Origin of the sequence: Leptospira jelokensis, from assembly GCF_004769635.1 — a bacterium.
Taxonomy (GTDB): Bacteria; Spirochaetota; Leptospiria; order Leptospirales; family Leptospiraceae; genus Leptospira_A; species Leptospira_A jelokensis.
Map to the genome: position 1 here is coordinate 139,389 of NZ_RQGH01000009.1, position 17,890 is coordinate 157,278.

Sequence of the window (17,890 nt, forward strand, 5' to 3'; positions counted from 1 at the left end):
TTTTGACATTCGGATCATCGACTTCCTTCTTCTTTACAGTTGGTTTATTTTTTTTCACCATTCGGGATTACCTTTAGCCCATCTGTTAACAAGGCTTTGTCCGATTTTGGAAATAATATGATTTTCCCTGCAGAAACTTTCGTTTGGTCTCTGACGAGAGTTGGATTTCCTTCCAACACCAATTCATCTTTTTTTTCAAAATACGTAGCAAACTCTCCTGTGGCTTTTGCCGTTTGTGTTTCCACTTGCACGTCACCCCGAGCCACTGTTTCATTACGTTCATCAAATCGTTCGATAAAAACAGAAGTCAGTTGGCCTCGTTCTACCAAATCTTTTTTGTTTAAAAATACAATTTTAGGACTTTCTGATAGATAGGAATAACCTTTCTCTTTATCATAAAATAAGACTCCTCCTTCCATCCGATATCCATTTTCCTTATCTAAATAACTCACATTCCCAGTGGCTTTGATTTCTTTGTTATTTTTTCTACTTTCTAAAAGATCAGCTTTGAACTCTGCATTGTTTCGAAACATATAGGCATCACCTTTCATGGAAGTTACGGTTTCTTTCCCTTGGTTCAAATGGGTTAATGTTTTACCAGAAAAGAGAGTGAGCACTCGTTCTTTTGTGACCGAATCTCTTTCTTTATCTTTTTTGTTTTCATAACTCACTTGGTAAATGGTGGCATCGCCATCCAATTGGATACTACCTTGTTTCACAAAATAAGAAAGGGTTTGACCAATGAGAAATCGATTTTCCGAAAACAAAAAGGGTTCTCCTTTTAAATCAATTCGGTCTTCTTTTTCGGTAAACAAAGCATCTTCACCAAAAACCTGGAATTCATCTGATGTCACCACAACCTTTCCTGTAAGAGTGGTTTTGGCTTCTTCCAAATTGCGAACGATGGATTGGCATTTGATTTTCACAATCTTCCCGTCTTTTTTTTGCGTCAAAACCGGTTGATTTTCTAAGCTCACTGTGCCAGCCATTTTATCATAAATGCCACGAGTTGCTGTGAGTGTGACTCCGTTCTGAAAGTCTTCTACAATGACTTGGCCTTTCAAATTTCCAATTAATGCTTCTTCCCCAATGATTTCAATTTCTCTGGCACTGAGTTTGATGGTCTTATGCATGATGTAGGCACCACCACCTAAGATAAAAACTTTTACCGGGAATCCATTGACCAAACGTTCTTCTTGGGTCAAACTGCTCCCACCCCAAATGATCGGAATTTTATCTTTTTTTTCCTTTTTGGTTTCTTGGAAAGGAAGTGAGTCTTCCTTTTTGAAAAAATCTTCAGTGCCATACAAAATGGGAATCGGAGAAGCTACCAAGTTGCCCATAAAAAAGAAACAAATTAGGATTCCCACAATGGATTTCATGGTTTGTCCTTTAGTGGGTTTGTGCCACCAACCGTAATGGCTTTCGGTTGGATGATGGTAAATTTATTTAAACTTTTATCCGCACGAAGTCCTTTGCCTCGTATGGTGGTTCCGTCCGAATAAACCAAAACATCCGCTTCTGAAGATAAGGTTTTTTCATCCAAGTTATAAGTTAATGATTCTGATTCGATGAATTTTCCATCATTCGTTTTCAAACGAACTTTTCCTTCGAGTAAAACTGTTTTGGTTTGGTGGTTGATTTCACCGCGATCTCCCGTCATCATAGAAGTCACTTTGCCCTTTTCAAACTGATGGAATGCAAATCCATATACGATGGTTTTGTTTTCTTTCGGAAAGATATAAGATTCATCTCCCTTCAATTTCCATTCTAATTCACCAGTATCTTTATAAGAAGAGCGACTGAAATTTCTCATCGAAACCATCGACCCAGATTCTTTTTCAACTTCAATGCGAAGGTATTCTTTGTCTTTACAAGTGGCCAATACCAAAAGCAAACACAATGTCCAACCCTTCGTTTTCATTGGATGTGGATCAAACCTCGAGGAACTTGGTTTTCACCAAACGGTCTAACTCCAAAAGTTGGGTCAGAAGAGTTTTCGCTTTGGCCAACGGAAATTGAGTCGTTGCATCAGATAATGCTTTTTCAGGGTCAGGATGGACTTCCATAAAAAGACCTTCCACACCAACGGAAACAGCACCACGCATCATATGAGGGATAAACTCTCGTAGTCCACCTGTTATGTTCCCTGCAGCACCTGGAAGTTGGGCAGAATGTGTTCCATCAAAGACAATTGGGATCCCATGTTTGTGCATCATCGGAATGCCCCGCAGGTCAAACACCAGATTCCCATAACCGAAACTAGCCCCACGCTCTGTGACCATGTATTTTTCCGAACCAGATTCTTGGATTTTGGTTTTGATATGCCTTGTGTCATCAGGAGCCATAAATTGGCCTTTTTTTACATTCACCCACTTTCCCGTTTCAGCAGCCTTTGCGATTAAGTCCGTTTGGCGGCTAAGGAAGGCTGGGATTTGGAAAATATCTACTGTATCTTTTAAAGGATCAACTTGGATGGTTTCGTGGATGTCCGTGAGCACTGGGACATTGTATTTGTTTTTGATAAAATCAAGCAATTTCCTACCTTCCTCCAAACCAGGACCACGGTAGGAATTGATGGAAGACCTGTTAGCTTTGTCAAAGCTAGACTTAAAAATATACACAATCCCTAACTCATCACAAATGGCCTTCATCTCACCACAAACCCTGTCGAGTAAGTCTTTGTTCTCCATCACACAAGGTCCGGAAATGAGAAAAAAAGGATTTCGACCTCCAATTTTTTTTCCAAAAAAATCTCTTTCTTCAATTAAATCGTACATCTTAATCCTCCGATTTTTTAGCAAGTTTCGAAGCGGCTTTGATAAAACCAGCAAAGAGTGGGTGTGGGTCTGTTGGTTTGGATTGGAATTCTGGATGGAACTGTACACCCATAAACCAAGGATGGTTTGGAATTTCTACGATCTCCACCAAACTTCCATCAGGTGAAAATCCAGATAAATTCATTCCTTTTTTCTCAAAATCATCTTTGAAACGTAATGTGAATTCAAAACGGTGCCTGTGGCGTTCTGAAATCCGATCCGCTTTGTATTCCGCATGTGCGAGTGTTCCTTTCTTTACCACACAAGGATAGGCACCAAGTCGCATCGTCCCACCCATTCGTTCGATTTCCTTTTGTTCTTCGATCATGGAAATCACGGGGTATTCTACATTCGGTTTGAATTCAGTGGAATTGGCATCTTTGAATCCTAATACATGGCGTGCAAATTCAATGACAGCACATTGCATCCCCAAACAAATCCCAAAAAATGGAATTTGTTTTGTCCTAGCATATTGGATGGCTGCAATTTTACCTTCGATACCGCGTTCCCCAAACCCACCTGGAACTAATACCCCATGAACCCCTTTTAAGTGTTCTTTGATATTTTTAGAATCAATGTCTTCTGGATTGATTTTGATCACATCCACTTCAACATCATTGGCAATTCCACCATGTGCTAAGGATTCGTAAACGGATCGGTAAGCATCTTGTAAGGAGATGTATTTTCCAATTAACGCAACTTTTACGGTCTTTTTCGTATTACGAATTTTTTTAACCATATTTTCCCATTGGGAAAAATTGAGTTTTCGTAAGTCCATTCCAAGGGCATTTAAAACTACTTCATCCAATTTATCTTCTCTGTACATCAGAGGAATTTCATAAATGGAAGTTGTGATGTCGACGGCAGAAATTACGTTTTGTTCTTTCACGTTACAAAAAAGTGAAATTTTATTTTTCATCTCTTTTGACATTGGTTTATTGATCCGGCAAATCAAAACATCAGGTTGGATCCCAAGTGCAAGTAACTCTTTTACTGAGTGTTGTGTTGGTTTTGTTTTGGCTTCCCCTGCCGCTGTAATCGTTGGGACAAGTGTTAGGTGGAGGAACAATACTTGGTTACTACCATGTTCGTAACGCATCTGCCGAATGGCTTCTAAAAAGGGAATGGATTCGATGTCACCAACCGTTCCCCCAATTTCCACAATGACAAAATCTGTTTCTTGGTCCCTTGTTAAATTATAAATACGATTGCGAATTTCATTGGTGATATGTGGAACAACCTGTACGGTTCTTCCCAAATAATCCCCTTTCCGTTCCCTTTCGATCACGGCATGGTAAATTTGCCCAGTGGAGACTGAATTTTTTCTTGAGAACTTAGATTTGGTAAATCGTTCGTAATAACCTAAATCCAAATCGGTTTCAGCACCGTCTTCGGTGACATACACTTCGCCATGTTGGTACGGACTCATCGTACCTGGGTCAATGTTGATATAAGGATCCATTTTTTGTAAAGAGACGGTATAACCTCTCGCTTCAAGCAAACAACCGAGAGCGGCAACAGTGACCCCTTTCCCCAAAGAAGAAGAAACACCACCGGTAATGAATATATATCTGGTCTTGGACAAACTGGACCTCAAAAAAGAATGTTTTTTACAGACTGTCGGGATTTGGGTCCAAAATCAATACGTTTAGGAGGGAGATTTCGCTTTTTCTAAAATCTTCGTAGTCGATTTTCCAGAAACAAAAGGTAAAATTTGAATATCCGCTCCCATCTCTTTTAAAATTTGGTATTCTGGGAGGGTTTCCACTTGGTAGTCTCCCCCCTTGGAATGGATGGAAGGTTTTACTTTTTTAAGGATTTCTAAAGGAGTGTCTTCCGTAAAACTAGAAACAAAATCTACAAAAGACAAAGCGGCAAGGACAAACATTCGATCCTCACAAGAATTGATGGGTCTAGATTCCCCTTTCAGTCGCCTAACACTGGCATCTGAATTGACTCCAATCCACAAGAGATCACCTAAATCCCGAGCCTGGGCCAAATAACTCACGTGACCTGGGTGGAGGATATCAAAACAACCATTGGTAAACACAATTTTTTTCCCTTCCAGTGACTTTCGTTTGGATTCAATGGCTTCGTTTGGAATGATTTTATGGTGGAGATCAGAATAAAAACTCATGATTCTTCATCCAAATACCCTAGATTTTTTAAGGCATCTTCAATTTCAGTTTGTGTGACAGTGGCTGCCCCTAATTTTCCAACTACAATGCCAGCACTCACATTGGAAACAAGGGCTGCTTCTTTAATGCTCATACCTGTTGCCACAAAGGCAGTGTAGGTAGTGATCACCGTATCTCCAGCTCCAGTCACATCAAATACTTCTTTTGCAACTGTAGGGATATGATAAAACAAATCCGTTGTCCTTTCGTAAATGGACATACCCTTTTCCCCACGAGTGATCATCATTGCATCAGGAGTGAGCTCTTTTGCAATTTCACGGCAAGCATTTTCAATTTCAGCATCGGTGACCAATTTTTTCCCAAGAGCTTTTCCCGCCTCATGGTGGTTTGGTGTCATGATATGGATATTTTTGTATAAGAAAAAATGACTTACCTGAGGATCAACAGTGACTATTTTTTTTTCAGCATTACAAACAGCAATGATGGCTTGGATGAGGGAAGGAGTGAGGTAACCTTTATCATAGTCGGATAAAATGACGGCAGAAGCATCCTTAATTTTTCCTTTCAGTTGGATTATAATTTCAGTTTCTTCCTCTTTTGTGAGGGGTATGATCTCTTCTCGATCCACACGGCATACTTGTTGGTGGGATGCAATGATCCTTGTTTTCAGAATGGTGGGAATTGTTTTGGATTTGAGTAATACCAAATCCTCTTTGGCCACTGCATTTGAAAGTAAGATCCTTTCCAAATTTTCCCCAGCCTTGTCTTCGCCTATCCTTCCAAATACGATACCATTCACACCGATTGAAGTTAGGTTTTGGACTACATTCCCAGATCCACCTAAAGTTTGTTTTTCGTCCCTTACCCAAACCACAGGTACTGGTGCTTCAGGTGAAATCCTCTCCACCGAACCAATTAAATATTCATCCAAAATCAAATCCCCGATCACGAGCACTTTGGTATTTGACAGTTTGGCAAATGATTGTTTGAGAGAAGATTTTTTGATTTTCAACAAAGCCGATTCCTTGAATTGGTTTACAACTAAACATGGAATCTAAAACCTTTCTCTGTGTCAACCTTCCCCTTACCACTCTTTCCCTTACCTGATGTATTTCTCTTTCCAGGTATGTTTTTGCCCCTACACATCTTTGAGCCAAGGTATCGGATGTTACTTGATTTTTGTTTGGAAAATGGTGGGGAAATGGGAATGGCCCCTTACCCGAAGGGGTGGACTGGAAATGGACTGCCTCCCATCCCGGAGGTGGTTGGGTTTGGGCATATCATCCAAAAAGAGTCATTGCCTGATGGAAGGTCCAATATCATTTTAGAAGGAATTGGAACAGCAGAAATTGTAAGTCTCAGTTCCACAGAACCGTTTTACATCGCGCAGGTTTCAAGAAGGGAACACGAACGAAATAAAAATGTTCCTACTGAACTGAAGGAAAAAATTGAAGAACTGATTGTTCTCACCAAACGTATATTACTTGCGGAAGGGGCAGAAGAAGATTTAATTCTTAAAATGAATCAAATTTTATCTCATCCTTACCCAGTAGATTTTATCGCTTCCTTAATCTACTTTGATTTTAAGACGAAACAAAGGATTTTAGAAACAACCCATTTAGATACCAAAGCAGACCTATTAAAACAAGTGTTAATGGGTCTTAATTTGGGTGAATGATCGATTTGTTTTTTAACTCTGCCACTAAGAATAGGAAAGCCGGAAACTCAGTATTGTTTTCTCTATAAAATACACGAGGATTTGTCTCCTTTGCATTCAAGTATAAATAACTAGAATTTTCCTTACGGATATAAGCTCGTTCCAAATAATGATTTGTTTGCGAATACAATAAAAATTCTTTCATCAAATCACTAATCGCCACATCACCTTCGGATTGTTTGTTTGTAGCCACAAAAAAGAGTGAGGTTGTATCCCCTTCCTTTCTTTCAAAATGAAATTCCACATCCCAATGGCCTTTTTTTCCAAAACTGGAATCAAATTCTGTTTTCTCACCCACCAAATTTGGAATGAAATCCAAAGTTTCCCAAGGGATTTCATTTCCTAAAAAATTTTCTTTAGCTAGGTAGGAACGCCAGTGTTTGGAAAGCCCTCGCACTTTGATTTTAGGCATCTGTAATTGTTCTCGCAAATACCCACGAAGTGTTAAAAATCCAAGAAATCCCAATTGCACTTGGGTGATGGATTGGAAATCCCAAATTTCCTCTTCTTTCAGAGGAGATAAAAACAAGGAATCCATGGCATAAAAGTCTTGGTGTTGGTATGGATAAAAGACACCGGCCTGGGAAGAAACAAAGGATCCATCTAAACGATTCACATTAAAAGTATCGACGGACTTGGGAAAAGAGAAGAGTAAATTCCGCCCCAGGTTTGGAGCGGAATGTTTGGTTACAAAACGAAGGACTAATCGGCAGCGTAGAGTGCTGCGATTTTGTCCTTATATTTTTCAGTGATCAAATGGCGTTTCATTTTGAATAAGTTTGTCAATTCATCACCCACCTCAAATGGTTTTGTGATGAGGATGAACGGAGTCACCTGCTCAAAAGATTTAAAACCTGTTTTGGTGTTGTTCAGGGCTTTGATTTCTTTTTTGTAAAAATCTAGGACTTTCGGATTCTCAATGAGTTTCTGTTTGTCAGTCTCGTTGATTCCATTTTCCTTTGCCCAAGCAGTGAGTTGGTCAAAATCAGGCACCACAATGGCACCCAAATTCTTTTGGTCTTGCCCAATCACCATACACTGTGAAATAAAAGGAGACTCAGTGAGTTTGTCTTCGATTGGAATTGGCTCAACGTTTTCACCACCAAGTAAAACGACAGTGTCTTTTGCCCGACCAGTAATGGTAAGGGTTTTTTTGAAATTGAACATTCCAATATCACCCGTGTCCATCCAACCATCTTTCAAAACCTTTGCAGTGGTTTCCGGGTTTTTATAATACCCTTTCATCACTTGTGGCCCTCTGATGTGGATCACTCCCCTTTGTCCATACTTACCAGAAACTAGTTTTTGGTTTGCATCCACATGTGTGAGAACCTTTCCCACATCGTCACGGATTTGTACTTCGGTTTCTGGAGTGATCACACCCACAGACCCTTGGACTAATTTTTTAAAGGTCCGAACGGAGATCACAGGTGACGTTTCTGTCATCCCATACCCTTCGAGAACATTGATCCCAATGTCATTGAAGAAAGCATCTACGTGTCTTTGGAGTGCACCACCACCAGAAACAGATGCCTTTAATTCTCCACCAGTTGCTTCGCGGATCTTGGAAAGAACCACTAAGTCGAGTAGAAAATAAGGAACCGCAAAGAGGACTGCCACTGTGAAGTAATAAATTCCTTTGCATAACGAAACGATGGGATTCCTTCCTACATAGTCTACTTGGTTCCCTTTTAGAAACCTTGTGGCAGCATTAAAATGTTTAGAGAAAAAATATGCCAAATTAAAAAGCCCACGGCGGATCGCAGGGGTTTGTTTAGGATCATTGATTCTCGTATAAATCCCGTTATAAATACTTTCCCAAAGTCTAGGAGCAGATGCCATAAACGTTGGTTTCGCTTTTTTCATATCATCACGAAGGTCGCGAACATTTGTATAATAAGTTGCGCAACCTGCTGCAATGGCTAGGTATTCGAATACCCTTTCGAAAACGTGCCAGACAGGAAGTATCGATAACATACGTTCGTCGGCTTTGATCTCAATCATACTTCCAAGGATTGCTTTTGTTTGGTGGATCATGTTACTGTGTTTTAACATTACTCCTTTTGGCATCCCAGTCGTACCTGATGTATAGATGATGGTAAAAAGATCATCAGGTAAAATCGCTTTCATACGATCTTCAGCTTTTTTAGAACCTTTTGCTCTCAACTCTTTTCCCTTTTCAATGAGGTCGTAGAGTTTGAGAACACCCGTAGCTGTGGATTTTTTATCCATCACGATGAGGGTCTTTGCAAATTCCAACTGCGATCTGTTTTTTTGGAATTTCTCAAGCATTTTGTCATTTTCTAAGAAAACTACTTTTGCTTCACAGTGATTGAGAATATAAACAATTTCTGAATCCGTAATATCGGTCCCACGCGGAACATCTGCTGCCCCTGCCATAAGGATTCCATAATCGGTAACAATCCATTCCAATCGGTTGTCTGCGAGCAAGGCTACATTTTCCTTTGCATTGACACCTAAATCAATGAGTGCTTCTGCTAAGTTGATACCAAGGTCGTAGACTTCTTTGAAGGTAACGGGTTTATAGGACTTCGATTCGTCTTTACTTACGAATGCGGGGCGGTTCCCAAATTTTTCAGCACTCTGCTGGAAGAGTTCGGGCAAATTGGCTGGCATGATTCTGACTCCTTTCTGAAAAGAAAACGGTAAAAGGTATCTTTAAGGGACTTTTTTAACGAACATGAGTCAAGACATTTTCATTCTTGTCATCGAAATCAAGGAACGTCCAAAATTTTGTTTCGCATTGCACAATTATGGCAGATCCGACTTGGACCATATATGGGAACGGATCACGAGTCCTGTTAGGTCTTCATGCACCAACCCGTACTGACGGTACACAATTTTTCCAGAACGATCAAACACAAGGACACAAGGAATGCCTTCCACATGGTAAAAATCAGTCATTTTCCAGTCTTTATCAAGTAAGGTGGGATAATCCATTTTTAACTCGATCATGTGTTCTTTGATTTTTTCCAGAGGCTCCGATGTATCCGTATTGATCCCTCTAAAAACAAAATCATCTTCACTTACGGATTGTTTCCATTCGTTGATGGTAGGGACAGCCTTCGCACATGGCTCACACCAAGTGGCCCAAAAATCAAGAACTATCACTTTCCCCTTCCAAAGGCCAAATGATTCGGTACCACCATTGAGTTTGGGAATTGGGTTTGGATAAAAATCTACCGTTCCTCCCTCAGGTTTACAAAAAAAGAAAGATAGGAAAACGAGAAGATAAATTCTGGACCTTAACAAACGGATTAAGACAGCTTTCATTTTTGGAATCATTAATTTACAACTACTTCTCCAATTTAGACGAATGGAATGCATACGTAAAGGGAAACTGGAAGGGAAAAGGAATTTCTATGATCCCAACTCTTTCGGAACCTTACGAATCAGGCGATGAAACTTCTGTTACTTGGAAGTTTCATGGAAACCTAACCAAATCCAATTTCTCTCGAGGCAAAACCAAATACCCTCTCACTTGGTCGGTAGACGGAGAGATTCTTTGTGATCGGATCAAACTGGTTTCTCACACAAAAGATTGGGAATGTGAAATCCAAGCCATGACCAAAGACCGATTCCATTTGCATGTGGTTCCAAGGGGTGACAAAACCAAAATACTTTTTTCGGGTGTTGTGACCAAAAAACGAGGTTTATTCGCTTTCCTCTAATACATGGCGGAAAACACCTTCAGTGATTTTTGCCGCGTTTTCCCAACGAAACTCCTCAAGAGACAGATCCACTGGTTTTGGGTTTTGAAAGAAAACATCAATCGCGAGCGCCCACTGTTTCACATCTTCCTTGGAATCGGTTGCAAAGTACTGCACTCCATCCTTTCCAATTTCATGAAAGGTTGGAATGTCTGAAACAATACAAGGGAGTTTATGGAATAGAGCTTCTACCATTGGAATTCCAAACCCTTCATACTTGCTCGCAAACAAAAACAATCCAGCACGTTTGTAAACATGTTGCAGTTCAGAATCGGAAACCGAATCTAAAATAAAAATATCTTTGTAAAGGGTCCGCTCTTGGATGAGCTCTTCAATGAATTCCGGTGATTCCCAACCAATTTTTCCAACGATGACCCAAGGCCTGTAGTGGTGTGGGTTTAACTTCCTATATTCCCGAAAAACTTCCAATAAAAACGGATAATTTTTCCGAGGTTCAATGGTTGAAACCGATAAGAGAAAACCAGTGCCCAAGTCCTTGATACGATTGGAAAGTTTTGTATCCAAAAGTTTGGTCATCTCTTCTGGGTTCACACCTGGATAGGCAACACCAGTTTTTTCCATTGGATATCCAAATTTTTTACACATATCATCACTTGTCTGTTTGGATATGGATAAAATAAAACTTGACCGCCTAACAGAATAACTTTGAAACAATCTTTGTTGGACCTTTGCAATCCAACGCATTGTATTTGGGTACAAATACAATACCAAATCACAATACGTTAATACAGCTTTTAAGTCCTTAGGTAAAAAAGGAGGTAATACTTGTTGGGAACCCCAAAACAAATCTAATCTATGTGTCAAAAGGTAAAATGGAACGTATACATTATAATACAATCCTCCCTTCCACTTCAAAAATCCACCACCATCTACCCACCGAACATTAGCTAACTCTAATACTTTTTTGTGATCGGCATGGATGGGCAAATGCGAAAAAAGCAAAAACTCATATTTCTCTTTACTCGGGAATGCCTTTAACGTTTCCGCAATGAGACGTCCTACACCTGAAACCCGCGTGGAAAGAGGTCTTGCATCCAATCCAATTTTATAGGTTTTTACCATCTTTCTTTCACCTTTAGGGAAAGTTGGTGGAAATCAATTTTGGATTCTAGATAATTCACAGCTGATTTTTTACCAGCCACAAGGCCGAAACTTAATGTTGTTTTTTGATTAAATTGGTAAGGTTTGTCCTTCAATGGAAAATAGATAAAATTCTCTTCATCTAACAACGAAATCCCACCACAAATATCCCATTCATTTTTAGGTTTTAAAGAGACAATGATGTCAATGAATCCTGCGGATAACAATCCTAATTTGTAGGCAATACTTCCCATGGCACGTAATTCAAAATCTTCGCTCCAAAAAGGATCACTAAATAGACCTTCTTTCATTTCAGAAACAGAAACGAGTAAAATTGGTTTTTTCTTTCCATCCCGAACATCCTGTAACGGATGCAATACGGAAGAACTTTCGACAATCAAGGTTCTAAAATTTTCATCGGTTGCATAAGGAGCTTGGAGTTTTGCAAAAAAACTATGTTTGCCTTTGGAAAAAAATTCACCGGTTGCAGGGTTAAAGATAATCCCCCAAATAGGTTCCCCATTTCGCACAAGCCCAAGGCTTAGTGCAAATTGGTCATTTTTTTTTACAAATTCTCTTGTCCCATCGATAGGATCTAAAATCCAAACCCATTCCTTATCCAAACGACGATTCGTGTCCGCTTTTTCTTCCGATAAAAAACCATGGTTAGGAAATTGTTTTGATATTTTTTCAAATAAAAACTCACTCGCATACAAATCTGCTTCCGTGACAGGGTCGTTTCCACCCTTATCACGGATTTCAAAATCTGACCGATAGATGTTTAATATGGAATCACCGACTGTTAATACCCACCGCCAAACTTCCTGAAACTCTTGTTCTTCCATTCCTTCCTAAATATCGGTAAACGTAATTTAATTCTTTTTTTCTTCTTTGTGAGCACCTGAACCCAAGTCAAGTCCCTCTGGTTTTTCCAAAACAATTTCTTCCGAAGGCAAAGTTACATAGGTTTCAGGATCAACTGGAAACTGGTATTGAAAATAAAAGTTTTTATATTTTACATAAAAAGTATTCGTTCCTTCCGGACGTTCTGTTTGTAAATCTTGGAATTTTAAATCCTTTAATTCTTTTTTCGGATTTGCAAAACGTTTGGAGAGAGTACTCCGAACAGAATTCACTAAATTGGCTTCAAAATTCTTTTTCTTTTGTTCATCTGTGAGTTTTGGGTTACGTATGTGGTCTTCTAATCGAGTAAATTCTTCCGCCAAACCAGTGTTCTGTTGCGAATAGAGAGCCATTCCACTCAAACTGATGATCGTGATCCATTTAAAAAACAAGTTCATACGTTTACTCCTAATTTTCTCATGATATTATCTCTAATGGTGTATATGCCAATAAGAATTTTTTATCTAAATGAGATCCAAAGCGAACCTCCACCTTTCGGTTATCTCCAGAACCAGAAATACTTAAAATACGGCCTTCTCCGTAGACTTTATGTCTTACTTTGGTTCCAATTTGGAAATCACCACTTCCAACCTTTGCTTGGATGGATTCAAACTTTTCTTCGGATTTTTGGAACCTTTCTGCACGGGGAGTGGCTTCAGGCCTTCTCACACCATATTTAGATTCCGTAAACTCACCTTCCATATATTCTTTGGGAATTTCTTCTAAAAACTGAGAAGGAAACCTAGCATCCACTTCTCCAAATTTCCGAGTGAATCTTGAATAACTGATATCTAAATGTTTTCTTGCTCTTGTAATGGCAACGTAGGCCAATCTCCGTTCTTCTTCTATCCCTTCAGGTGAATCAATTGATAAAAAATGTGGAAAGGTTCCTTCTTCCATACCCGCCATAAATACATGATGGAATTCTAATCCTTTGGCATTATGAACTGTCATAAGGATGACGTAATCTGGGAGATCTTTTGTATTCTCTTCACTTGTGATGAGTGAAATCGAACTCAAATATTCTTCTAAACTGGCTTCAGGATTTGTTTCCTCATATTCTTTTAAGGCATTCACAAATTCATTGAGGTTGGAGAGTCTGGAAAAGGAATCTTCCGTCCCTTCGTTTTCTAAAAACTCACGGTATCCTGAATGTTCCAAAACATCATAAGCAATTTCAGAAGGAGTTTTTTTTCCTAAATCTTCCATTTCGGAATCCAACATACGGTAAAGAGAATTTAGTTTCTGTAATGTCCCTTTTTTGATATCAGGAACTTGTTTGTTCAAACATTCATAGAGAGACAAACCTTCTCCAACGGAATGGTTTAGTAGCCGATTCACTGTAGTATCGCCAATCCCTCTTGGAGGTGAGTTGATGATCCGGAGTAAAGAAGTCGAATCAACTGGATTGACAATCACGGAAAGATAAGCAATCAAATCCTTTACTTCTTTACGATCAAAGAAACGAAAGCCCCCAAAAATCTTGTAAGGGATGGCACGTTTGCGAAGGGCTTCTTCAAAATAACGTGATTGGGAATTGGTTCGGTAAAAAATTGCAAAATTGGAATACTTTTGACCTTTACGAGCATTCGCTTGGATTTTTTGAACAATGCCTTCTGCTTCTTCCATTTCGTTTTGAAACGAAGTGAATTTTATTTTATCACCTAACGGATTTTCCGTTCGTAATGTTTTATTTGTCCGTTGTTTGTTATGTGAGATTAAGGCTGCAGCTGATTCAATGATGGTTTTTGTAGATCTATAATTTTCTTCGAGTTTCACCACAACTGCATCCGGATAATCTTTTTTGAAATTTAATATATTCGAAATATCAGCACCACGCCAGGAGTAAATCGACTGATCATCATCACCAACCACACATAAATTTTTATGAAATGATGAAAGTGATTGTACCAAATGGTATTGGATTTTGTTTGTATCTTGGTATTCGTCTACCATGATGTATTTCCATAACCTTTGGTATTTTTCTAAAATCACCGGGAAATCACGGAATAAAATGACAGTTTTTAAGATTAAATCACCAAAATCTAATGCATTCCGAAGGTCTTTTCTTTTTTCATATTCTAAGAAAACGGAAGCAATCGTTTTTGAGTAAGCATCATCTACTTTTTTTTTGGCAAATTCTTCTGCCGTTAAAAATGCATCCTTTGCTTGGGAGAATTGATTGGCAAGACTTGAAGGACGAAATTCTTTTGTGTCCATGTCTTTTGACTTTAGAATTTCTTTGATCAGTGATTCTTGCATATCACTATCATAAACTGTAAAATTACTACCAAGTCCTAAAACTTTTCCTTCTCTTCGTAATAAATACAAACAAAGAGAGTGAAAGGTCCTTACCAAAGGTTCAGAATTTCCTTCTGGTAACAAACTCCGACAACGACTTCGCATCTCTTCTGCCGCTTTATTGGTAAAGGTTACTGCGAGAATTTGATTGGGATAAATATTGTGATTGAGGATTAAATTTGCAATTCGATAAGTAATGACCCTGGTTTTTCCAGAGCCAGCACCAGCTAATATGAGGAGTGGGCCATCAATAGTTTCAACAGCTAATCTTTGTTCTTCGTTTAGACTGGCTAACTCCACTTAGAAACGCATGTCTCCGATACCAAAAACAAATTGGAAACTATTATTATCAGGATACAAACCAAATGGTCGATCCTCCACTCCCGTATAACGTATCCTTTGCGCAAAATACAATCGTAAAGGTAAAACAGGGATTTGGATCCTAAGTCCAAAACCCCAAGAAAAACGGAAATTTGACATCGATAGGTTTTTACTAGAAAGGATTAAGTTTCCTGGATCATTGACGACAAGTGGAGAATCAGGCAATTTTTGTCCGAAAGCATTGTAGTTTTCGAACAAATAGGTTTCGACCGGTTCCGAATACCTTTGTGCTCGCACTAAGTTATCATAATTTTTAAAAAATTCCCGCCTTTCTCCAACGGCACGGTTGATCTCTTCAAACATAGATCCAGCATCAAAAAACACAACAAACCATAATAACGATGGCTCAATTGGAAACCGTAATTCTGAAGTAAATAAAACACGGCTCGCCGCCCCGTCTTTCCATTCATCTGGGTAATACTTATCGTCAAAAAACCAACCACGAAGGGATTCATAACCTCCAAGGAACAATCGATCTTGGACTTGGATGTAAGGAATTCGTTCCTTGTCTTGGCTTCCATACTTAGGCTTTCGTTCATACGTAAAAACGGAAGAAGTACGGAATTGTTGCACCACCCTCCACCGCCTAAGCGCATTCTTTCGAATGAGTCCAAAAAATGTATAATCAAACCAAGTATGATAATATTCTAAGATAGGACTAAATTGGTCAAAATGGCTTTCCCCACCCAAATACTGACCAACATTATCGATTGAAAAAATTAAATTAAAACCTTGGGTGGAATTAAAAATATTATCCCGGCTATCGTAGGCAATCCCGTTTGTCAATTGAGAGCGGAATTGCCAACCCCGGTCCACCTCTGCAAGAACCTGGTCCGACACAAGTGATGTTGGTCTAGTCGAAGCAAAAAAGGAAGGAGAGTAACGATGGAAGTGGGTCCAGTTGATTAAAAACCTGTGTCCAATCCCCGCACTCACACCAACCCCGGTCCTTTCATAAGAAGCAACTTCTTTAATCCCTTGGTTATTGTTTTCTGTGATCGAAGTTGCTCCCACAAACAAAGTTCTGGATGAATAAAAAGCAGAGAGTGTTAAGGACCAAGGTTTATCCATAAACCATGGTTCTGTCCAAGACAATTGCAAATACCTACGGATTGGACCAAATTCAATACGACCTGTGATCTGTTGGCCAGTTCCGTTTAAGTTATTTTCACCTAACTGAGTGAAAATGGAAAAGCCTGTGATGGTTCCGTAACCACCCCCCATAGAAACAGTTCCTGTGGGTTGCTCCACAAGCTCTATGATCAGGTTCATTTTGGTTTCATCTGAACCCGGTCTCATATTGAAGTTAACTTCTTTAAAGTAACCTAAGTTAAAGATCCTTTCTCTGGAACGATTCACTAGGGATGAATTAAATAAATCTCCAGGTTTAAATAATAATTCCCTTCGGATCACTCGGTCTTGGGTTTTTTTATTCCCTTTGATGATAATATTTTCGATAAAGGCTAAGTTGTTTTCACGAATTGTAAAATCAACGTGTATGAATTTTTTGCCCCGTAATTTTGGTTCAGCTTCATACAATTTACGTAGCCTTGCGATATTCAAACGGTTGAATTCTTCATTACAATCAGCGATTGCATCTGTGTTTCCTCGTTTATCACAATTTTCATACCTAGAGAGAGAAGAATCACTTAATTCTACAACTTTACGCCTTGGTATTACCTGCGCGAACAAATAACCTTTTGCTGAATAGGCTTCGTTGATCGATGCTCTATCTTTTTGGAATTTTGTTTCATCAAAAACTTCACCCACATCGGCAGGGGCAAACTCGTATTGGTCTTCCAAAAACTTAACAGGGTAAACGGGAGCCCACTCTTCTTTTGGTGTACCAATCGGGTTATTTTCTTTATTTAAAAATTGTGGCATCCCATTCGGGGCAATGGTTAAGTCATGATTTGTCGTATAACCGTTGTAAAAATATTGTTCCCCTTCAATGATTTTAAAATTTACGATGACAACCCGTTTGTCTTTTTTCTTTGGATTTTCCCAACGGATTTCCCAGTTGGTACCCTCATTACTGATCTCAGCATCCACATACCCACGAGATTTTAAGTAAGCGGCAATTTTTTGTTTATCTGATTCGAAAGCAGACTCTTTAAATACACCCGATTCAATGATCCCACTTTCCTTCAAATCCATGATCCCTTGGATATCATAGGTATCAATTTCGTTGTTTCCAAATATATTGACTTTACTAACGGGAATTTCTTCCCCTTCATCGATGATAAACTTCACCTTAACCGTGTTTGTTTCCGGATTCACTGGTTCGGTTTCAAATCTAACGTAAGCAAGGAAAAACCCTTCATCCCGGTATTTCTTTAAAATGACTTCTTTGGAAAGCGTTACTTTTTTAGGAGTGATGACTTCGTTTTCCTTTAGAGGGATTTTATCGCGAAGGTCGGACGGGAAAACTTCATCTGCTCCAATAAAATCAATGTCCTTAACACGAGGGCGCTCTTTGACAATGACCAAAATTTTGACACCATCACCGTCGGCTTCCCCTTGGATATCGATATGATAGAAAAAACCTGAAACAAACAAGGCTCGCATATCGGCATTGAGTAAACCTTGTGATAAAGCGACACCAGGCCTCATATCCATTAATTCTAAAATATCATCGGAGGAGGTGTTGATATTGCCTTTAAATTCAATTTTAGTAATGACTTTATCTAGGTATACAGATCGATTCGACCATAATGATACCCACTCTGTTGATACCAAAATCAATAGAGATAAAAGAAATAAACTATAGAGTTTGAAATGTTTTCGAATGTTCAAAAA

At 39.1% G+C, this 17,890-nt stretch carries 16 protein-coding genes; 2 read left to right on the forward strand and 14 right to left on the reverse strand.

The window, feature by feature from the left end; all coding sequences use genetic code 11:
* Nucleotides 1-44: 44 nt before the first annotated feature.
* From EHQ62_RS03755 to rfaE1, 6 genes are all read right to left on the reverse strand, one after another.
* Nucleotides 45-1,382, reverse strand: coding sequence for an LptA/OstA family protein (locus EHQ62_RS03755; RefSeq protein WP_135640897.1), 1,338 nt, complete (start codon nt 1,380-1,382; stop codon nt 45-47).
* Nucleotides 1,379-1,924, reverse strand: a complete 546-nt coding sequence (gene lptC / locus EHQ62_RS03760) for an LPS export ABC transporter periplasmic protein LptC (RefSeq protein WP_135640898.1) — start codon at nt 1,922-1,924, stop codon at nt 1,379-1,381. The genes EHQ62_RS03755 and lptC overlap by 4 nt, the downstream gene beginning before the upstream one ends.
* Nucleotides 1,925-1,934: 10 nt before the next feature.
* Nucleotides 1,935-2,780 (reverse strand): 3-deoxy-8-phosphooctulonate synthase, encoded by an 846-nt coding sequence (kdsA, locus tag EHQ62_RS03765; RefSeq protein WP_135640899.1) that lies wholly within the window; start codon nt 2,778-2,780, stop codon nt 1,935-1,937.
* A 1-nt stretch (nt 2,781) separates the two neighbouring features.
* Entirely contained in the window at nt 2,782-4,404 is a 1,623-nt protein-coding gene (locus tag EHQ62_RS03770) for a CTP synthase (protein WP_135640900.1), read from the reverse strand.
* Nucleotides 4,405-4,467: 63 nt separating this feature from the next.
* Nucleotides 4,468-4,956, reverse strand: coding sequence for a D-glycero-beta-D-manno-heptose 1-phosphate adenylyltransferase (gene rfaE2, locus EHQ62_RS03775; protein ID WP_135640901.1), 489 nt, complete (start codon nt 4,954-4,956; stop codon nt 4,468-4,470).
* Entirely contained in the window at nt 4,953-5,972 is a 1,020-nt protein-coding gene (rfaE1, locus tag EHQ62_RS03780) for a D-glycero-beta-D-manno-heptose-7-phosphate kinase (protein ID WP_425269519.1), read from the reverse strand. Before rfaE1 ends, rfaE2 begins: the two co-directional genes overlap by 4 nt.
* 111 nt (nt 5,973-6,083) lie before the next feature.
* Here rfaE1 and EHQ62_RS03790 point away from each other — a divergent pair, with 111 nt between their 5' ends.
* Complete coding sequence (locus EHQ62_RS03790; RefSeq protein ID WP_244241628.1) at nt 6,084-6,635, forward strand: LON peptidase substrate-binding domain-containing protein; 552 nt, start codon at nt 6,084-6,086, stop codon at nt 6,633-6,635.
* Here the strand turns inward: EHQ62_RS03790 and EHQ62_RS03795 are convergent.
* The 3 genes from EHQ62_RS03795 to EHQ62_RS03805 form a co-directional block, all read right to left on the reverse strand.
* Nucleotides 6,619-7,290, reverse strand: a complete 672-nt coding sequence (locus EHQ62_RS03795) for an LIC11631 family protein (protein ID WP_135640904.1) — start codon at nt 7,288-7,290, stop codon at nt 6,619-6,621. The two genes, EHQ62_RS03790 and EHQ62_RS03795, sit on opposite strands and share 17 nt — an antisense overlap.
* An 86-nt stretch (nt 7,291-7,376) precedes the next feature.
* Complete coding sequence (locus tag EHQ62_RS03800) at nt 7,377-9,311, reverse strand: AMP-dependent synthetase/ligase (protein ID WP_135640905.1); 1,935 nt, start codon at nt 9,309-9,311, stop codon at nt 7,377-7,379.
* Nucleotides 9,312-9,446: 135 nt separating this feature from the next.
* Nucleotides 9,447-9,980: a TlpA family protein disulfide reductase gene (locus EHQ62_RS03805; protein WP_135640906.1), complete on the reverse strand. Its 534-nt coding sequence runs from the start codon at nt 9,978-9,980 to the stop codon at nt 9,447-9,449.
* A 77-nt stretch (nt 9,981-10,057) separates the two neighbouring features.
* Here EHQ62_RS03805 and EHQ62_RS03810 point away from each other — a divergent pair, with 77 nt between their 5' ends.
* Nucleotides 10,058-10,366 carry a hypothetical protein gene (locus EHQ62_RS03810; RefSeq protein ID WP_135640907.1) on the forward strand — a complete coding sequence of 103 codons (309 nt, stop codon included), beginning with the start codon at nt 10,058-10,060 and terminating at the stop codon, nt 10,364-10,366.
* Here the strand turns inward: EHQ62_RS03810 and EHQ62_RS03815 are convergent.
* From EHQ62_RS03815 to EHQ62_RS03835, 5 genes are read right to left on the reverse strand one after another with little or no spacing between them, the layout of a single operon-like run.
* Nucleotides 10,349-11,488 (reverse strand): glycosyltransferase family 4 protein, encoded by a 1,140-nt coding sequence (locus tag EHQ62_RS03815; RefSeq protein WP_135640908.1) that lies wholly within the window; start codon nt 11,486-11,488, stop codon nt 10,349-10,351. The two genes, EHQ62_RS03810 and EHQ62_RS03815, sit on opposite strands and share 18 nt — an antisense overlap.
* Nucleotides 11,482-12,351, reverse strand: coding sequence for a 3'(2'),5'-bisphosphate nucleotidase CysQ (locus EHQ62_RS03820; protein ID WP_135640909.1), 870 nt, complete (start codon nt 12,349-12,351; stop codon nt 11,482-11,484). The genes EHQ62_RS03815 and EHQ62_RS03820 overlap by 7 nt, the downstream gene beginning before the upstream one ends.
* Before the next feature lie 27 nt (nt 12,352-12,378).
* The gene (locus EHQ62_RS03825) at nt 12,379-12,807 is read right to left on the reverse strand and encodes an LIC11625 family surface-exposed protein (protein WP_135640910.1); all 429 of its coding nucleotides are present in this window, start codon (nt 12,805-12,807) and stop codon (nt 12,379-12,381) included.
* A gap of 19 nt (nt 12,808-12,826) precedes the next feature.
* Nucleotides 12,827-15,010 carry an ATP-dependent helicase gene (locus EHQ62_RS03830; protein WP_135640911.1) on the reverse strand — a complete coding sequence of 728 codons (2,184 nt, stop codon included), beginning with the start codon at nt 15,008-15,010 and terminating at the stop codon, nt 12,827-12,829.
* Nucleotides 15,011-17,887, reverse strand: coding sequence for a BamA/OMP85 family outer membrane protein (locus tag EHQ62_RS03835; RefSeq protein WP_135640912.1), 2,877 nt, complete (start codon nt 17,885-17,887; stop codon nt 15,011-15,013).
* Nucleotides 17,888-17,890 lie beyond the last annotated feature (3 nt).